The 16,447-nt window shown below is 62.3% G+C and carries 16 protein-coding genes and 3 pseudogenes; 8 read left to right on the top strand and 11 right to left on the bottom strand.

Annotation, left to right across the window (positions count from 1 at the left end):
- Positions 1-1,218 precede the first annotated feature (1,218 nt).
- Positions 1,219-1,983, top strand: a complete 765-nt coding sequence (locus tag ABIF91_RS18620) for an outer membrane protein (protein ID WP_166346104.1) — start codon at positions 1,219-1,221, stop codon at positions 1,981-1,983.
- Positions 1,984-2,046: 63 nt separating this feature from the next.
- Here ABIF91_RS18620 and ABIF91_RS18625 read toward each other — a convergent pair whose 3' ends face one another.
- Positions 2,047-2,442 carry a hypothetical protein gene (locus ABIF91_RS18625; RefSeq protein ID WP_284277798.1) on the bottom strand — a complete coding sequence of 132 codons (396 nt, stop codon included), beginning with the start codon at positions 2,440-2,442 and terminating at the stop codon, positions 2,047-2,049.
- A gap of 88 nt (positions 2,443-2,530) precedes the next feature.
- Between ABIF91_RS18625 and ABIF91_RS18630 the strand changes: the two genes are divergently transcribed.
- Positions 2,531-2,869, top strand: a complete 339-nt coding sequence (locus ABIF91_RS18630; RefSeq protein WP_424579301.1) for a DNA N-6-adenine-methyltransferase — start codon at positions 2,531-2,533, stop codon at positions 2,867-2,869.
- Positions 2,870-3,289: 420 nt separating this feature from the next.
- Here the strand turns inward: ABIF91_RS18630 and ABIF91_RS18635 are convergent.
- The 4 genes and pseudogenes from ABIF91_RS18635 to ABIF91_RS18650 form a co-directional block, all read right to left on the bottom strand.
- Positions 3,290-4,419, bottom strand: a protein-coding gene (locus ABIF91_RS18635; RefSeq protein WP_129557670.1) for an IS3-like element ISRj2 family transposase whose coding sequence is annotated in 2 segments (ribosomal slippage) — positions 3,290-4,167 and positions 4,167-4,419 — 1,131 coding nt in all. Because the reading frame shifts where the segments join, the coding sequence is not laid out codon by codon here.
- Positions 4,420-4,478: 59 nt separating this feature from the next.
- On the bottom strand, positions 4,479-5,006 hold the full coding sequence (locus ABIF91_RS18640; protein ID WP_424579302.1) for a hypothetical protein: 528 nt from the start codon (positions 5,004-5,006) through the stop codon (positions 4,479-4,481).
- Positions 5,007-5,238: 232 nt separating this feature from the next.
- Positions 5,239-6,006: an IS21-like element IS1631 family helper ATPase IstB gene (gene istB / locus ABIF91_RS18645; protein WP_038952109.1), complete on the bottom strand. Its 768-nt coding sequence runs from the start codon at positions 6,004-6,006 to the stop codon at positions 5,239-5,241.
- 4 nt (positions 6,007-6,010) lie between these two features.
- Positions 6,011-6,574: pseudogene (locus tag ABIF91_RS18650) on the bottom strand (IS21 family transposase); the annotation flags it as partial.
- 89 nt (positions 6,575-6,663) lie between these two features.
- Between ABIF91_RS18650 and tnpA the strand changes: the two are divergent.
- Genes tnpA through ABIF91_RS18670 form a run of 4 tightly spaced genes read left to right on the top strand, consistent with a single transcriptional unit; the run spans position 6,664 to position 9,687 of the window.
- Positions 6,664-7,086 (top strand): IS66-like element accessory protein TnpA, encoded by a 423-nt coding sequence (tnpA, locus tag ABIF91_RS18655; RefSeq protein ID WP_424578819.1) that lies wholly within the window; start codon positions 6,664-6,666, stop codon positions 7,084-7,086.
- The gene (gene tnpB, locus ABIF91_RS18660; RefSeq protein ID WP_018273742.1) at positions 7,083-7,439 is read left to right on the top strand and encodes an IS66 family insertion sequence element accessory protein TnpB; all 357 of its coding nucleotides are present in this window, start codon (positions 7,083-7,085) and stop codon (positions 7,437-7,439) included. The genes tnpA and tnpB overlap by 4 nt, the downstream gene beginning before the upstream one ends.
- Before the next feature lie 50 nt (positions 7,440-7,489).
- Entirely contained in the window at positions 7,490-9,040 is a 1,551-nt protein-coding gene (tnpC, locus tag ABIF91_RS18665; RefSeq protein WP_035681142.1) for an IS66 family transposase, read from the top strand.
- Positions 9,037-9,687, top strand: coding sequence for a UPF0149 family protein (locus ABIF91_RS18670; RefSeq protein WP_063712394.1), 651 nt, complete (start codon positions 9,037-9,039; stop codon positions 9,685-9,687). Before tnpC ends, ABIF91_RS18670 begins: the two co-directional genes overlap by 4 nt.
- Positions 9,688-9,734: 47 nt before the next feature.
- On the opposite strand, the pseudogene istA reads toward ABIF91_RS18670, so the two are convergent.
- The 3 genes and pseudogenes from istA to ABIF91_RS18685 all read right to left on the bottom strand — a co-directional run.
- A pseudogene (gene istA, locus ABIF91_RS18675) lies at positions 9,735-10,937 on the bottom strand (IS21-like element IS1631 family transposase); the annotation flags it as partial.
- 105 nt (positions 10,938-11,042) lie between these two features.
- Positions 11,043-11,255, bottom strand: a pseudogene (locus ABIF91_RS18680) (carbonate dehydratase); the annotation flags it as partial.
- A gap of 139 nt (positions 11,256-11,394) precedes the next feature.
- On the bottom strand, positions 11,395-12,051 hold the full coding sequence (locus tag ABIF91_RS18685; RefSeq protein WP_028181550.1) for a S24 family peptidase: 657 nt from the start codon (positions 12,049-12,051) through the stop codon (positions 11,395-11,397).
- A 273-nt stretch (positions 12,052-12,324) separates the two neighbouring features.
- On the opposite strand from ABIF91_RS18685, the gene ABIF91_RS18690 reads away from it, so the two are divergent.
- Both ABIF91_RS18690 and ABIF91_RS18695 read left to right on the top strand, forming a co-directional pair.
- Complete coding sequence (locus ABIF91_RS18690; protein ID WP_028181549.1) at positions 12,325-12,669, top strand: DUF952 domain-containing protein; 345 nt, start codon at positions 12,325-12,327, stop codon at positions 12,667-12,669.
- The gene (locus ABIF91_RS18695) at positions 12,666-13,763 is read left to right on the top strand and encodes a quinone-dependent dihydroorotate dehydrogenase (RefSeq protein WP_028181548.1); all 1,098 of its coding nucleotides are present in this window, start codon (positions 12,666-12,668) and stop codon (positions 13,761-13,763) included. Before ABIF91_RS18690 ends, ABIF91_RS18695 begins: the two co-directional genes overlap by 4 nt.
- A 160-nt stretch (positions 13,764-13,923) precedes the next feature.
- Here ABIF91_RS18695 and ABIF91_RS18700 read toward each other — a convergent pair whose 3' ends face one another.
- From ABIF91_RS18700 to ABIF91_RS18710, 3 genes are read right to left on the bottom strand one after another with little or no spacing between them, the layout of a single operon-like run.
- The gene (locus ABIF91_RS18700; protein WP_028181547.1) at positions 13,924-15,249 is read right to left on the bottom strand and encodes an MATE family efflux transporter; all 1,326 of its coding nucleotides are present in this window, start codon (positions 15,247-15,249) and stop codon (positions 13,924-13,926) included.
- A gap of 1 nt (position 15,250) precedes the next feature.
- Positions 15,251-15,985 (bottom strand): MBL fold metallo-hydrolase, encoded by a 735-nt coding sequence (locus ABIF91_RS18705; RefSeq protein WP_028181546.1) that lies wholly within the window; start codon positions 15,983-15,985, stop codon positions 15,251-15,253.
- 21 nt (positions 15,986-16,006) lie between these two features.
- On the bottom strand, positions 16,007-16,312 hold the full coding sequence (locus ABIF91_RS18710; RefSeq protein ID WP_028181545.1) for a DUF6460 domain-containing protein: 306 nt from the start codon (positions 16,310-16,312) through the stop codon (positions 16,007-16,009).
- Positions 16,313-16,447 lie beyond the last annotated feature (135 nt).

The raw sequence follows: 16,447 nt of genomic DNA on the forward strand, positions 1-16,447 counted from the left end.
GCTCGTTTTCCGGTGGACAGCCGTTGGTTGCGATAGCAATTTGCTCGTTGTTTCAGACGTGAGATTTTCTTATGCGCGATTGGCACCTGCCGTTTTCTCGAGTGTGCTTGGATTCTACCTCAAAGCGCGAACGAAGATCCTACCGCCGATTGCTGTCATGCGGTGTGAATTTGGCCGGTGCGTGATGCTGCTCTGCATCTGCACAACCGTCCTGATTGAGGTGTGGCTTGATCTCTGGCTCACGGCAGTCCAGCGTCTCGCCTCGGCATGCTGTCCGTACTGGGGGCTCTCTTTCGGGTGCGCGACTGGAGACTGTCAGGATTCGCGCTTATGCCAAAGGGAAATGGCCTGATCGTCCACGCAGCCGGAAGACGGCTCGATCTACTGCGCGGAGACGCTTCCCGAATTGCAAAAGGGCATAAGGTCGATTGGTGGATCGATCGTGCAGACGTCGGCACGCGCTTTTGCTTTGAAAATGCAAAAGCAAAAAGAGGCCTTCGCGGGTACCTGCGATAACTTCAGCGGTCGATGCCGAGACGGCTAGCCCAAAACCCGGGCGCTCGCGCGGAGACCTGGGGACGTTGGTCCGCGTTCAGGCCATGCGGCTACGTAGTTGCCGATGTAGGCTCCATATGCATCAACGATACTGTCGTGAAATGGCAATCCCGACACTGCAAAGTGCGAAACATGAATTGTGAATTATATGCAGTGAGGGTAGTGTAGATTATTGTTCACTCTCAGGAGGCGAGAATGAAATCACCGATTTTGTACGTCTCAATTTTCGCGGGCGCTTTGAATTGCACTGAGGCAAATGCCCAATAGAGCTATGGCGGAATCTGGGTGATGACGGTGTGAGGAAGGCGGCGTATCGAGGCGGGTGACGAGCCTGCCAGAACCTCTCGAGGAGAGCGATACGCCATGACCGAGACTACCAATGTTCTTGCTTTCCGTCAGCCGTCCGCGGTTGATGATCCACTGACCGATATCGTTCGTGCCGGCGCGCGGGACAGCCCCGATCGCGATCTACAGTCCAAACTCCCTCGACTCTCTCCAGGGGCCAATATGCACCCTGAGTGCATTTGGTTCCATGATAAGGAATTGCAATATCTGAGCCGAGTGTTGCGGATTAGCTACATCAACATTCAGGCGAACGGGATAGTATCGATTCCTAGGTGGGCGTCGTGCTTTTTTGAACTTCTTTCTGGGAGATTTCTCGTAATGAAAAAGCTTCTGATTGTCGCGGCCGGGATGATGGCCGTGGCTCTATCCGCCCCTGCGGCGGCGGCTGATTTGGCGGCTCGCCCCTACACCAAGGCTCCGCCGCCGGTGGTCGCTCCGATCTATGACTGGACTGGTTTCTACATCGGCGCCAACGGCGGATGGGGCCAAAGCCACAATTGCGTGGATTTCGTCACGCTCGCAGGAACAGTTGCAAGCGGTTGCCGTGATCGTTCCGGAGGCGTCGTTGGCGGACAAATCGGATATCGTTGGCAGACCAATCAGTTTGTGTTCGGATTGGAAGCGCAGGGCGATTGGGCCGACCTCAGCAACACGCGCGTCAGCCTGTTCAACCCGACGCTTTCAACCACAGTTAAGACCGACGGTATCGGCCTCTTCACGGGCCAACTCGGTTGGGCGTGGAACGCGTCACTGCTCTACGTGAAGGGCGGCGCGGCCGTAACCAGCAATCGCCTGACAATATTCGACAACACCACCGGGATCGGTCTGGTCTCGGCAGATAACACGCGCTGGGGCGGCGCGCTAGGTGTCGGCTGGGAGTATGGCTTCGCACAAAACTGGTCGGTCGGTGTTGAATACGACCATCTGTGGATGGGACATGCGAACAACTCCTTCTCCGTGGCCGATCCGCGGCTTGCGGCCGTACTCAACGACCGGATCAGCCAAGACGTGGATATGGTCACTGTGCGCTTCAACTATCGCTTCGGCGGGTATGGAAAAGCTCCTGTCGCGGCGAGATACTGATCGCTCCTGTCTGCGCAAACCAAAGCCCCGGCCCACCGGGGCTTTTTTGCGAGCTATGAATTGCTAGCGGTTGCTTTCTTCTTTGCAATGTCTGAGGTGGGTCCAGGCCGTGTGGAAACGTTTTTCGTACCCCAATAACTGCAAGTAACCGGGCGTGATCCTGACGCGAGCGGCTGAGTCTATTTTTGCTGTATCGGGTCCGGCGTCAATCCGGGCACAGCCTCGGGCCATGCTGAGCGACCCTAACGGTCTCGCGGCGGACGCCATGACGCGCTCCTCAAGCCTGATCGCCGCGAGGAACGGTTTGATACCGACGATGTTCATCACACGCGTGAGGTTGTAGGCGAGCACGTGCAGCACCATCTCGCTCGCCACTTTGGGCAGTGTCTTCGCGAGAATCGTTGCAACGGTAACAGAGTTTTGCGACGTCGTCTTCAGATTGTGCTGGATTTCACGCAACCCCTATTTAGGCTTACGTACGAGCTCCGCCGTTGAAGACGCGGTCGGGCATTTGATCGCGAAAAACGCTAGGTCGACTAACGACAATGTGAAGCCTGCACGCGACGCAACATCTGTCATCGCTCGCGCACGTAGCAGCACATCGCGTTCGTGTTCAGGAACTCGGTTTGCATATAAGTGGCTGTCCTCTTCAACGAAGACACCGACGATCAGCTCAGCACTTTACAGCAACCGGACAGACGAGTGGCCCACGCCACGGTCCTGCTTTAACGAACTAAACGCGGAATTCAAATTCACGCTCGATCCGTGCGCATCCGAGGCAAATACGACCTGTGCCACCTTCTTCACCAAGAAAGACAATGGCCTCATTCAGGATTTGGAAAATCATCGCGTCTTTTGCAATCCGCCGTACGATACGTTTTTCTAACGACTGAAGGCTTAGAGCTTCTCGGTGAGGCTTCGCCAGGCGGCGCGGGCCGGAATCGGACGCTTGGTTTAGAAGCGCTCAATGCAATTGAGGCACCCGTTCCGCCGCCGGAAAACCAACAGTGGTTCGACCAGCTGCATGCTAAGGCAGCAAGCGCGCGGCGATCCAGTGCGGAGGCCGCTTCCGAACTTGATCACCTGATACCAGCAATCCTCAATGAAGTTCTTGACCAAGCGGGCGAACGTGCGAAAGAAAAACCACTCGCGATGAAGGGAGAGCTGGCCCCGGTTGTTTGGACAGCGCCCCGCTGGATTTAAGTGGATTCCTGCCGGGTTATGCTGAACGCGGGGCTTTACGGTTTTGTCGTTGCGTCGGGAGGGCGTAGCCCGACCAGAGCGACGACAAAACCGTCGGCGACGGTCATGCGGCCATCACCATAGCTTGCGTGCCGAAGTAAGCCTCGTCGGGCGTGCGCCCGTCAAGGCTCGAGTGAGGGCGTCCCTGATTGTAGAAGGCCAGATACTTGGCAATTGACGCTCGCGCCTCGGACACGCTGTCGTAGGCGCGGAGATATACTTCTTCGTATTTGACCGTGCGCCAGAGCCGCTCGACAAACACGTTGTCGCGCCAGGCGCCCTTGCCGTCCATGCTGATGGCGATCTTCGCGTCCAGCAGCACATCGGTGAACTCGAGGCTGGTGAACTGGCTGCCCTGATCCGTGTTGAAAATCTCGGGCCTGCCGTGCTTCGCCAACGCCTCCTGGACCGCTTCGACGCAGAAGGCCGCCTCCATTGTGATCGAGACGCGATGGGCCAGGACCCGTCGGCTGAACACATCGACGACCGCCGCGAGATAGACGAAGCCACGCCGCATCGGAATGTAGGTGATGTCCATTGCCCACGCATGGTCGGGCCGCTCGATCTTCAATCCGCGCAACAGGTACGGGTAGATCTTGTGACCCGGAGCCGGCTTGCTCGTGTTCGGGCGACGATAGACCGCCTCGATCCCCATGCGCTTCATCAGCGTCGCGATGTGGCGGCGACCGGCGTATACGCCCTCCCGCCGCAGCAACGATCGCAGCATACGCGCTCCCGCGAAGGGATAATCGAGATGCAGCTCATCGAGCCGACGCATCAAGGCAAGGTCCTCGGCCGAAACTGGCCGAGGTTCATAGTAGACCGTGCTGCGAGCCAGCTTCAGGACCTTCGCCTGGCGCACGATAGAAAGATCATGATCGCGGTCGATCATCGCTTTGCGCTCAGCAGGCCCGCCTTGGTGAGCGCGCCGGACAAAAAATCGTTTTCCAACGCCAGCTCGCCGATCTTGGCATGTAACGCCTTCAAATCGACCGGCGTCTCGGCCGATGTCTTGTCATGCCCAAACACGCCGGCGGCGCCTTCCAGGAGCTGGTTTTTCCAGATCGTGATCTGGTTCGGATGAACATCAAACAGTTGCGCCAGCTCCGCCAGTGTCTTGTCGCCTTTGACCGCAGCCAAAGCAACCTTCGCCTTGAATGCCGGAGAATGCGTCCGGCGGCTCTTCTTCGTCATCTTCGCTCCTGATTCGCAGCAAGAATCCTCGCCGCTGTCAGGCAGAAAATCCACTCAAGCTACTGTCCGAATTTGCGGGGCCAGCTCTGTATTCCGTCGATCATAAGCTTGAGATAGATGCGGTAGTTCGGCAACTGCAGAAGGTCCATCTCGTCGAACTTCCCATGAAATTCCCGCGCAAGGTACGGCGCATCTTCAATGCCAACTCGAAATGAGACCACAGTACCTGCGTTACCGAGGACCGCGTGGCGCACGTCCGGCTCAAGCTGGTTTAGATATTGATGGGCGACCGTGAAGCCAACGCGATACTTCCGCATCTCAGAAAACATATTTGCCAAGGCCAGGGTGGTAAAGCTCTGGAAGAACTCATCGATGTAGACGAAGAAGCCTCGACGCTCAGTTGCTGGTATGTCGGCCCTGCTAAACGCAGCAAGTCCGATGGTTGTGACAAGCAATCCACCGAGTAGAGATGAGCTATCTTCTCCGATGTTTCCCTTGGCTAGATTAACCAAGAGGACTTGGCCTGCGTCCATAATCTGACGGATGTGCAAATCTCTTGCAGGGGCGGTGAGTATCCGATCGAGCAATGGATCCGCCAGAAAGGCTCCGACCTTGTTCTGGATCGGTGCCGTACCATCGGCACGGTACCCGAACGAGAAACGCTCGAACTCCTTGAGCAGAAACGTTCGGACAGTCTCGTTTCGGAGAGAACGCGCAATTCTCTTGCGAAACTCATTGTCCGAGCCCCGCGGGTCACTTCAAATTCCTCCGGGTGTGGTCAGTCAAATTCCTCCACCCGCGAGGCAGGACAAGGGACTGTTAGTTTGAGTTTGTTTCCCGGGCAAGAGCTTCAGCGGCTTCTTTGAGCCGATAGCTGCGTCCGTCGAACTCAAGCAGATGGCAATGATGCATAAGGCGATCGAGGATCGTCGTGCTCATAGTGTTGTCCCCAAGGTATGCCCCCCAATCCTGCACGACGCGATTGGAGGTGACGATGACGCTGCGGCGCAGTTTGTAACGCTGATGGATCAGGGTCTGCAGCAAAGTGCCGGCGTCGTCGGGGATGGCGCGTGCGAGGAATAGATCGTCCAGCACGAGGAGATCGCAGTCGATGATGGTTCGCAGCCGGACCTCGCGTTGTGCCGGAGAGTTCAGGGCGTAGCGGTGGAAGAAGTCGTCGGTCTCAAGATACTGGACCTTGTGGCTTTGCAGGATCGCCTGATAGGCAATCGCCTTGGCGATGTGCGACTTCCCGGTGCCAGGTTTGCCAACAAGCAGAGCGTTCTCGCCAGCGGCAATGAACGCCAGGGTGTGGAGCTGGAAGCAGGTCTGACGTGGCAGTTTGGGATTGAAGGACCAGTCGAACTCGGCGAGCGTCAGCTTTTCGTCGAGCCCGGATTGCTGGTATCGCCGCTCGATAAGACGGGACTGACGACGGTCCAGTTCATCCTGCAGGATAAGGGAGAAGGTCTCGAGGAAGGGCTGGTTGGCGCCCTGCGCCTGGAGCACGCGCGTCTGCAGCGTGTCGCGGACACCCGACAGGCGCAGCTGTCGTAGGCAACGCTCAATTTCCGGCATGGTCATCATGTGGCTAGGTCTCCAGTTTAAGGTGAGAAGGTGCAGCGGGAGCGCTCGTGGCGCCGGAGTTGGCCGGGGTTGCGCAGGGGACACGAGCGCGGATTGCCGTGGCGTGATCGTCGTGAGCCTCGGCCTGCCGACCATTGTCGTCGGCGTCGCGCCGCACAGCGCGGCTGAAGAGGTCGCCGTATTCCGCGGGGGTACGGATCAGCGGATGATCCTGGGTGAGCGGCGATGCCGGCTGTGGCGTCACTCCAACCTGCTCGATCGCCTGTTCGAACAACCGCTCGACGGTCGCACGCACGTGCTTGTAGCGATAGATGCGGTTGTCGATGGCGTGCGCGCAGGCCTGCTCGACCAGCCGCGCCGGATACTTCCGGCCCAGCCCGACAATGCCCCACATCGCGCGCTGTCCGGGGCGCCCTTCGGTGTCGAACACCTGCTGGCACAAGGCCCTGGTCTGCGGTCCGATGCGCTCGGCGCTCGCCAGCAGCACGGCGGTTTGCCGCGACGGGTTGAACGGCCGTTCGCTGGTCGGCAGGACGACAGAACCGGGGTGCGCCATCCGGGAATGAACGATAGCGGTACGACGACCCCACCTCGTTTAGGTGGACGGGATGAGCTCTACTCGCGCGTGGATTTGACAACGCGAGGGACGCTCGTTCCATGCATCAAGACAGACATCAAGACGGGCATGATGCCGCCTCCTATCAGCGGATCGAGGTGATCACAGGGGAGAGGCGACGGCGCAGTTGGAGCGATGCGGAGAAGGCGCGGATCGTGGCCGAGAGTGCCGATCCGGAGACGAGCATTTCCGAGGTGGCTCGACGCAACGGGGTGAACCGGGGACTGCTCAGTGTGTGGCGGCGCCAGGCGCGGCTCGCGTCGAGCGAAGCGCCGCAGTTCGTGCAAGTCAGGCTCCAGGCCGCCGTCGAGGCGCAGCCGAACGCGATCGATAAGGCGCATGTTCTGACGGATCCGGCCGAGCGGATCGAGGTGATGATCGCGGGCGCGACGGTGCGCGTGCCCGTCGGCGTCGACGCCGCGACGCTGGAGCGCGTGCTGGCGGCGGTGAGATCGACGCGATGATCTCTTTCGGTCCAATGGTCCGTGTGTTCGTCGCGACGCAGCCGATTGACTTTCGTAAAGGCGTTCATGGCCTTGTCGCGCTGGTAGCGGAGGGATTAGGCGGCAAGCCCTACAGCGGTGACGTTTATGTCTTCCGATCGAAGCGATCGGATCGTTTGAAGCTACTGGTTTTTGACGGCTCGGGAATGGTTCTAGCGACGAAGTGGCTGGAGAATGGGGGCTTTGCCTGGCCACCTGTTCGCGAGGGTACGATGCCGGTGACGGGGGCGCAACTGGCGATGCTGATTGAAGGTCTTGCGGAGTGGTCGCGTGTGGTCCCGAAGGTGACGAAGCGGCCGACGAAGGTTGCCTGAAGCGTCTTGTTTTGCTGGCGATTGCGAGTGCGTTCGTGTAGCTCTGCGATATGGCGCTTCGCCCCGAAGATCTCCCCTCTGACCCTGCGGCTCTTGCCGAGATGGTGCTGGCTTTCGAAGGCGAGAACGATGATCTGCGCGCAGAGATCGCCACGTTGAAGAGCCTGATCTTCGGCGCACGATCGGAGCGCGCGGCGATCGTCTGCGCCGAACAGATCGCGTTTGATCTGGAACGGACCGCCGGCTCACAGCTCCCGGCCAATGACGACAAACCGGACGCGCCGCGGCCGGAGCGGCGCAAAGCGAAGCGCAACATCGGCGCGCTGCCGGCGCATCTGCCTCGGGTCGAGCGGGTGATCGAGCCGGCGTCCACGCTGTGCCCGTGCTGCACGGGTCAGATGCATCGGATCGGCGAGGAGAGCAGCGAAGCGCTCGATCGGGTTCCCGCGTGGCTGCGCGTGCTCCGCACGATCCGTCCAAAATACGCCTGCCGCTCCTGTGAGGGCCCGATTGTCCAGGCCCCGGCACCGGCGCGGCTCGTCGAGGGCGGCATGGCAACGACGGCGCTGATCGCGCATATCGCCGCGGCCAAATATGCCTGGCAATCGACGCTCTATCGCCAGACGCAGATCCTGGCGGGTCAGGGTGTCGTCGTCGACCGTCAGACGCTGGCGCGCTGGATGGGGAGCGCGGCGTGGCTGGTCAGGGGCCTCTACGATCTGCAACTGAAGACTATGCACGGCTTCGAGCGGCTGTTCTGCGACGAGACGCCGATGCCAGTGCTCGATCCGGGACGCGGCCGCACGAGGATCTGCCAGTTCTGGGCGCACGCGACGGACGATCGGGCGTGGAAGGGGCCGGCGCCGCCGGCGGTCGCCTACGTGTTCGCAGGTGGTCGCGGCAAAAAGGAGATCGTGGCGCAGTTAGCCGGCTTCGAAGGCGTGCTGCAAGTCGACGGCTATGCCGCCTACGCCTCGCTGGCGGGCGATGCGATGATGTCGGGCCAGATCCAGCTGGCGTATTGTCTCGTTCACGCGCGCCGCAACTTCGTGAGGGTGCACAAGACGACGAACTCACCCTTCGCCGCGGAGGTCATCGAGCGCATTGCGGCCGTCTACGCGATCGAGGAGAGGATCCGCGGTCTCGATGCTGGGGAACGCCGCGCGACGCGACAGGCCGAGACGAAGCCGCTGATGGAGGCGTTGAGGGCCCGTCTGATCGCGGTGAAGGACGGGATCTCCCGCCGCTCGACGCTCATCAAGGCGATCGACTACATGCTCGAACGCTGGCAGGGCCTGACGACGTTCCTGGATGACGGGCGGCTCGAGCCGGACACCAACACGGTCGAACGATCGATCAGGCCAATTGCGATCGGAAAAAAGAACTCGTTGTTCAGTGGTGACGAAGGCGGGGGCGAGACCTGGGCGATACTCGCTTCGCTTCTTAACACAGCGAAATTGAATGGCCTCGACCCCGAGGCGTATCTCGTCGACGTTCTCGATCGCATGGTGAGCGGCGCCACGAAGACCAACCAGCTTCACGAACTTCTGGCCTGGAACTGGAAGGCCGCACGCGAAGCCGAAAAGCGGGCCGTGGCATGACGAAGCCGAAGCAAGGGCGGGGAACGCGAAAAGCACGCAAGACGACGATGGCGGACTATGCCATGTCGTTCGAACGGCTCGGGCAATGGATCAGCAAGCGCGCCAGGTCGCCGACGCTTCGGCATCCGCGGGCGACGTCGCTCTCCATGCTCGATGGCGCGGTGGCCGCGGTCGTCGCCGGGCCGGTCTCGATGGCGTCCGAGGAATGGGTGTGCCCGCTCCTCGGCGTAGATCCCGACGCCTTCAATCACGACACCGAGGAGTTCTCGGCAATCGCCGCCACGCTGATGCGCCACAACGCTATCAGCGAGACGCTGTCGACGAGACCGGAGAGCTTCGAGCCGCTGTTCGTGCGATCACCGGACGGCGAAGTCGACCCGCAGCCCTGGTGCATGGGCTTCTACGCCGTCATGAAGCTTCGGCTTCTCGTCTGGTCGCGGCTTCTCCCCCCGAATGGAACCGAACACCTTATGCTGCGGCCGATCTTGGTCCATTGCATCGACGACGCCGGTCGACCCTTGCTACCCCCGGCCCGGCGCACGCTGGGAACGCAGCCCATCATCCAAAACGCCTGGCGCAACATTCCAGCAACCGTCGAGGCCCTCCGGCAGTTCTGGATGCCTATACGCTTCAAGCGCGGTGCGTAGGCCGTCCGCACCAAGTCCGTGGCTCCGTGGGCCTCTCGTACCGTTTACGAATGAACACGCAGCAGCGCACGGGTGTGGCGATCACGGATCTCGATCGTGGTGGTGTAGATGCGCACGACGACCTGGCTGCCGATCGGCGCGGGCCGCGCGGCGTAATAGCTGTTGTCGACGCGTACGGTGGTGTCGTCGCAGACAGTCCGGACGACTTCGGTGAAGATGCGGAAGGGAGCGACAGGCAGCGGCCGCAGGTGCGGCTTCTCTTCCTGGAACATCGCCTCGACCTGACGGCGCGTGCTGCCGTGGATGCGTTTGGAAGCCCAGTTCTCCTCCCAGTGCCTCAAGAACTCGTTTTGCGCCTCCAGCGTCTCGAAGCGCCGTCCGGCCAGCGCAGTGCCCTGGGTATGTTGAATCGCATTCTCGACGCATCCTTTCCGATTTGGATCGGCCACGCGCGCGGGATCGGCGACCACGGCGTAATGAGCCAGCATCGCGCTGTAAATCGGGTTGAGCTGGGGCTCGTACAAATCCGGCTTGAGGACGCCTTCCTTCAGGTTGTCGAGCACGACATAGCTGGGGACCCCGCCAAAATACCGGAACGCCTCTTCGTGGAGCTGCGCCCAGACTTGTTGGCTGGACTTCCAGACTACCCGCCGGAAGCTGCGCCGCGAGTAGCGTAGCGTCATCACGAACAGGCGGGGACGACGGTACCGCCCGCTCTTCGGATCAACCGTCGGCGCGCCCTCGCCATAGTCGACCTGAGCTTCCTCGCCGGGGAGGAACTCAAGACGATCAAACTGCTCAGGATCAGCGTGCCGCAACCGGCGCACAAACCGCTTGACACTCTGGTAGCTGGACGGAAAGCCAAATTGATCAACCAGGTCCTGGTAAATCGCCTGCGCGTTCCGCTTCAGCCGGACCTGTTCTTCGATCCACGTCCGATGCGCTTCGCAAGCCGAACGGGCCAGGCTGCTGGTGACCGTCGCTTCCGATGTCCCAAAAGCCGGTGGTCGGGGTGGAGGAATTTGGCCGTCCGCGCTCACCGAGCCGGTGGTCACTTCCCCGGGGGAATTTGCCTCCGCACCGGCCCGCAGCGCCTGATAACGCCGGATCGTCTTGCGATCGACACCCGTCAGCCGGTGAATCTCGCGCTGGCTGGTGTTGCGATCAAGTAATGTAAGTACGGTGCTTTGCAGATGTCGCTTCAAGACGTTCAACTCCCCGGCCCCTTGCTGGCTAAAGGGGTCGAACATAAACGTCCTGCCTGACCGGCTACTGCTGTTCAGCGGCGCTGACGGCGATCATCAGGTGGGGGAGTTTCAAGTGACCATACCCGGGGGATTTTGACCGACCCACGGGGGCAATTGCGACTTGATCGTCGCCTCGATGTCGATCGGCGACTGTTGCAGGCCGACCGCGCAGGCCTTGTTGGCCGCATCGAGATCGCCCCATTTGGCCGGCCCGCCGGCGCCCTCGTAGCTCCAATGCGTGCCTTCGGCCGCGAAGGCCGGCTTGCAGAGCGGACATAGCGCAAGACCCGCCAGGGCCTTCAATGCGTGACGGCGATTCATCCTTATTCCCCCAAAGACAAACTGGATCGACAATATCCGCTGCAGCCTATGCAAGAGGAGCGGTGAGTCGCAAGGTCGCTCGCTGCGGACCGCGGCGCGGTGGTGTCACCGCACCTGGCACCATGCCGACGGAAGGTAATCACTGGCTTGCCCACAGGATCCGCGCAATCCACGCCACATCGCTCGCCGCCATTGCGCGTTCGGCCTGTGTCCCATCGAGCGGCTGAAGCTCCAGCGCCTTTGCAGTGCGGCGCTTCAGCGTCGCGACCGTCACCTCACCCGCTTTGCTCCTCACCACCACGCGATCGCCTTTGCGGATCGGCGCGCCGGGCGAGACCAGGACGATGTCGCCGTCGCGATAGACGGGTGCATGTGCATCGCCGGAAATCTCCAGCGCAAAGGTTTGGCCGTCCTCGGTGGTAGGAAGCGCGATCTCGGTCCTGCCCCTGCCGGATGGAAGGCCGGCCTCGTCGAAGGCGCCGCTCAGCCCGGCCTGCGCGAAGCCGAGCAGCGGCACCGAGCGCCCGTCGCGCGCGCCGTCATTGTCAATCAACTTCGCAAAGCTGTCGATCGAGGCGCCGGCCGCGGCCAGCGCCTTTGCGATCGATTCGGTCGAGGGCCAGCGCTCACGGCCGTCGGCGGTGACGCGCTTGGACCTGTTGAAGGTGGTGGGGTCGAGCCCGGCACGCTTGGCAAGCCCGGACGGTGACAACCCGGCGCGCGCCGCCAGCCGATCCAGCGCGGCCCAGATCTGGTCGTGGGTCAGCATCCTCTGCGCTTTGGCTTGTCTGACCATGGAAGGTCCAGCCCGTCGCAACTCAGGAAAACTATCCTCAAATCAACCGGTTTTCCGTTTTTCGCGCAAGAGGTGGCGAAGTGGTACCGCTTCGCGTCACGAAAACGCGTCAAAACAAGAATCCAGAGCCCCGTTCCGATTTCATCGGACCGGAAAAGACTCTAGGTCTTGAGTTCGGAAGGGACGGCCTTTACGGTCGCGTCCGGGTTTTGCGGACCCGTGAGACACGAAAAAACCCAAAGAACTCAAAGAACAAACAAGGCTGCGGAAGCGGTGGTCAAGATCTACAAAATCTGTCCGGCCTCGGCCTGGCGCGAGGCGGAACGGCAGGGTGTCTACCGGGGCAGCGCGGATGACGCGCGCGACGGATTCATCCATTTCTCGACCGCTGCCCAGGTTCCCGAGACCCTGCGCAAGCACTATTTCGGACAGCGTGCGCTGTTCCTGGTCGAGGTCGACGGCGACGTGCTCGGCAGCGAGCTGCGCTGGGAGCGGTCGCGCAACGACGATCTGTTTCCGCATCTCTATGGCGAGCTCGATCTCGGCGCGGTGATCGCGGTGATCAACCTCAACATGCGCTCCGACGGCGGTCACGATGTTCCGGAGCTGCTGCCGTGATCCGCGCGTTCGACGCCTTTTCGCTGCCGGTGCTGCGCTGGCTCGACCCCGAAGATGCGCATCGCCTCGCGATCCAGGGCCTGCGCTTCCTGCCGCCGGCCAAGCCGCGTGCCGATGATCCCAAGCTCGCGGTGCGCGCCTTCGGGCTGAACTTTCCCAATCCGATCGGCATGGCCGCGGGCTTCGACAAGAGCGCCGAGGTTCCGGACGCGCTGCTGCGACTCGGCTTCGGCTTCGTCGAGATCGGTTCGGTGACGCCGAAGCCGCAAGAAGGCAATCCGCGGCCGCGGCTGTTCCGGCTCGAGCGCGACGAGGCGATCATCAACCGCATGGGCTTCAACAATGACGGTGCGGAGGTTGCATTGCGCCGGCTTGCAGCGCGTGCGCAGCACGGCGGCATCGTCGGCGTCAATGTCGGCGCCAACAAGGATTCGCCGGACCGTGTCGCCGACTACGTCAAGCTGATCGAGACCTTTGCGCCGGTGGCGAGCTATTTCACCGTCAACGTCTCCTCGCCGAACACGCCCGGCCTGCGCAATCTGCAGGAAGGCGCGCTGCTCGACGATCTCCTCGCACACGTGATCGACGCCCGCGAGCGGGTGCGCCAGAAGGCGGGCGACACGCCGGTGCTGCTCAAGATCGCGCCGGATTTGAGCCTTGCCCAGCTCGACGACATCGTGCAGGTCGCGCGTTCGCGCCGGGTCGACGGCATGATCGTGTCGAACACCACGATCGCGCGGCCGAGCACGTTGCGCGAGCAGGTGCGGGCGAAGGAGCAAGGCGGCCTGTCCGGCCGACCGCTGTTTCGCCTGTCGACGCGCATGGTCGCCGAAACCTATGTGCGCGTCGAGGGCGCGTTCCCGCTGATCGGCGTCGGCGGCGTGGACTCGGGCGGCGCCGCGCTGACGAAGATCCGCGCCGGCGCCAGCCTGATCCAGCTCTATTCGTCGCTGGTCTACAAGGGTCTCGGCCTCGTCGACGAGATCAAGCGCGACCTGACCTCGACGCTGCTCCGCACGGGGCGGGATTCGCTCTCCGATATCGTCGGTGCTGATGCGGCAACGCTCACGGCGGAAGACTGGCCGGGGATGTGACGGCCTCTCCGTGCCCCGGACGCAGCGCAGCGCGCCGAGTTCGGCGTGGCGCGCTGCAGAGCCGGGGCCCATGTGGCGACGCTCTGGGTCCCGGCTCTGCGCAGCAGCGTTTCACGCTGCAGCGCGTCCGGGACACGAACATTTCCTCGCTGCGCTCCGTCTACGATTTCGCGAACGTCGCCCGATACAGCGCCGGATAGCGCGCACCCTGCAAGCCGCCGCGGGCGACGTAGAACGCGATCAGCGCGCACCACAATCCGGCATTGCCGAACGATTGCAGCGCCAGCCAGACGCCGAAAAAGATCGCGAGCGAAGCCAGCATCAGATTGCGCATCTCGCGCGCCCAGGTCGCGCCGACATAGATGCCGTCGAAGCCGAAGGCGAACACACCGGGGATCGGCGCAAGCACGATGAACGGCAGGAATTCGCGCGCGGCGCGGCGAACGTCCTCACTGGCCGTCATGACATTGATCAGGTTGGGGCCGAACAGCGCGAACAGCACGGCGACGACCAGCGCGAAGCCGAGGCCCCAGAGCAGCACCAGCTTGGTCGAATCCGCAAATCCCCTGGCGTCGCGCGCGCCAAAGCTGCGGCCGCAGAGCTGCTGGGCTGCGTTGGCGAGGCCGTCGAGGAAGAAGGCGCTGACCAGGAGGAAATTGTTGAGCACGGAGTTCGCCGCCAGCGTGACGTCGCCGGCGCGCGCGCCCTTGGCGGTGAAGAACAGGAACACGGCGATCAGCGCCGCCGTGCGGATCATGATGTCGGAGTTCACCGCCAGCAGACGCATCAGCTTTGCGCGGTTGAACAGCGTTGCGCGGGGCACCCGGAAGCCTCCGTCCGCATAGCGCCGGCACACGATCACGCCGAGCACGAAGCCGATGGTCTCCGAGAGCAGCGCTGCGATTGCCGCGCCGGCAATGCCGGTGTCGTAGACAAGCACCAGCAGGATCGTCGCCACCATGTTGATGAGGTTGATGACGACCTGGAGCGCAAGGGCGGGATTGGCGCGGGCCTGCCCGACCAGCCAGCCGAGCACGACGTAATTGGCGAAGGCGAATGGCGATGACCAGATCCGGATCATGAAATAGGTTTTCGCCGCGCGCGTCACGCCTTCGCTGCCGCCCATCAGGTCGAACAGCACCGAGGTCAGCGGCAGTTGCAGCGCGATCAGGCCGGTGCCGATCAGGCCGGCAACGATGAAGCCGCGCACCAGGATCGCGGTCTGCTCGCGCGTCTCGCCGGCGCCCTGCGCCTGTGCGGTGAAGGCGAGCGTGCTCATGCGCAGGAAGCCGAACAGCCAGAACAGGCAGTCGAAGATGACGGAGGCCATCGCGACGCCGCCGAGCAGCGCGGCATCGTCGAGCCGTCCGATCGCGGTGGTCGAGACCACGCCGATCAGCGGCGTGGTCAGGTTCGCGACCATCGCCGGTCCCGCGATGGAGAACACCTGTCGGGAGCTGATCCTGGGATGAACCGGTGCGTGCATGTCAGAACACGAGCACCATGCCGTCCTCTGCAGCGAGATGCGGCACTTCGCCCAGACGCGACAGCATGTCCTCGCTCATATGGGTGAGGACGAGCCGCTTGGCGCCGATCGCGGGCAGGTGCTGTTCCAAGGTCTTCAGGCTGAGATGGTTCTTGACCACCTTCTCGTACATGTAGGCTTCCGCGATGAAAAGGTCTGCGCCATGCGCCAGCGGAATGAGCGTCTCCGTCCATTCGGTATCGGCGCTGTAGGCGAGCGTGCGGCCCTCGGCCTCGACGCGATAAGCCAGGAAAGGCCCGCCGGATTCGCCGTGCACGACCGGATAGGGTGTCACCGTCACCGCGCCGAAGCTTCGGCCTTGCTCGGGGGCGAGTTCGATCACGTTCAGCTCGAACCGCGGTTGGGTGCTTGAGGAATGCTCGAACAGCGCTTCCATCAGCTGGGCGAGCCGCGCCGCGATGCCTTTCGGACCCGCGATCGTCAACGGCCGCGTCCGCCGCGAGAATTGCGCGTCGAGCAGGACAAACGGTAGCCCGCCAAAATGGTCGCCGTGGAAATGCGTGATCAGGATCAGATCGATCTCGTTGCAGTCGATCTCGAGCCGCTTCAGCGCCGGCAGTGCCGACGCGCCGCAATCGATCAGGAAGTTGGCCTCGCGCCCGGAGACGTGGAAGCAGGTGTTGAGCCTGCCGCCGGAGCCGAAAGCATCGCCGCAGCCGACAAAGCGCAATTGCATCGGCAGCGAGCCTTCAAAATCTCACCGGCCGCGCGGCGCGCCGAAGACGCGCGAGAGCAGCCAGATCGGGATGACGATGACGGCGCCGAGCAGGAAGTAGCGCCACAGCCAGTTCACGGCATCGAAGCCGAGATCCCAGAGACGCTGGAACAGGAGACGAATGCTGGTGATGATGTTCCAGGGGTCGAAGCCGATCGCGGCCAGCACGACGCCGACCAGGATCGAGAGCAGGACCAGGCGAAACGCGACCGCCAGCGGGGAGCCGCCGAGAAAGCGGTGCAGGCCGTCGCTGCGGCCGGCCGGCAAATCTCTGACGTCTTGGACCATCGCAAACTCCTCAGGGGATTCGACCCCATTATAGGGCACGGCGAGGCACATGGGGAACCCGCAACGAGGCGTCAATCAGCTTACCGCACTTTAATTCGGGCGAGCGCGCGCCACGGGTTGGCTGCAACCTCTCCT

The organism is Bradyrhizobium sp. USDA 241 (assembly GCF_049739505.1).
Classification (GTDB): Bacteria; Pseudomonadota; Alphaproteobacteria; order Rhizobiales; family Xanthobacteraceae; genus Bradyrhizobium; species Bradyrhizobium liaoningense.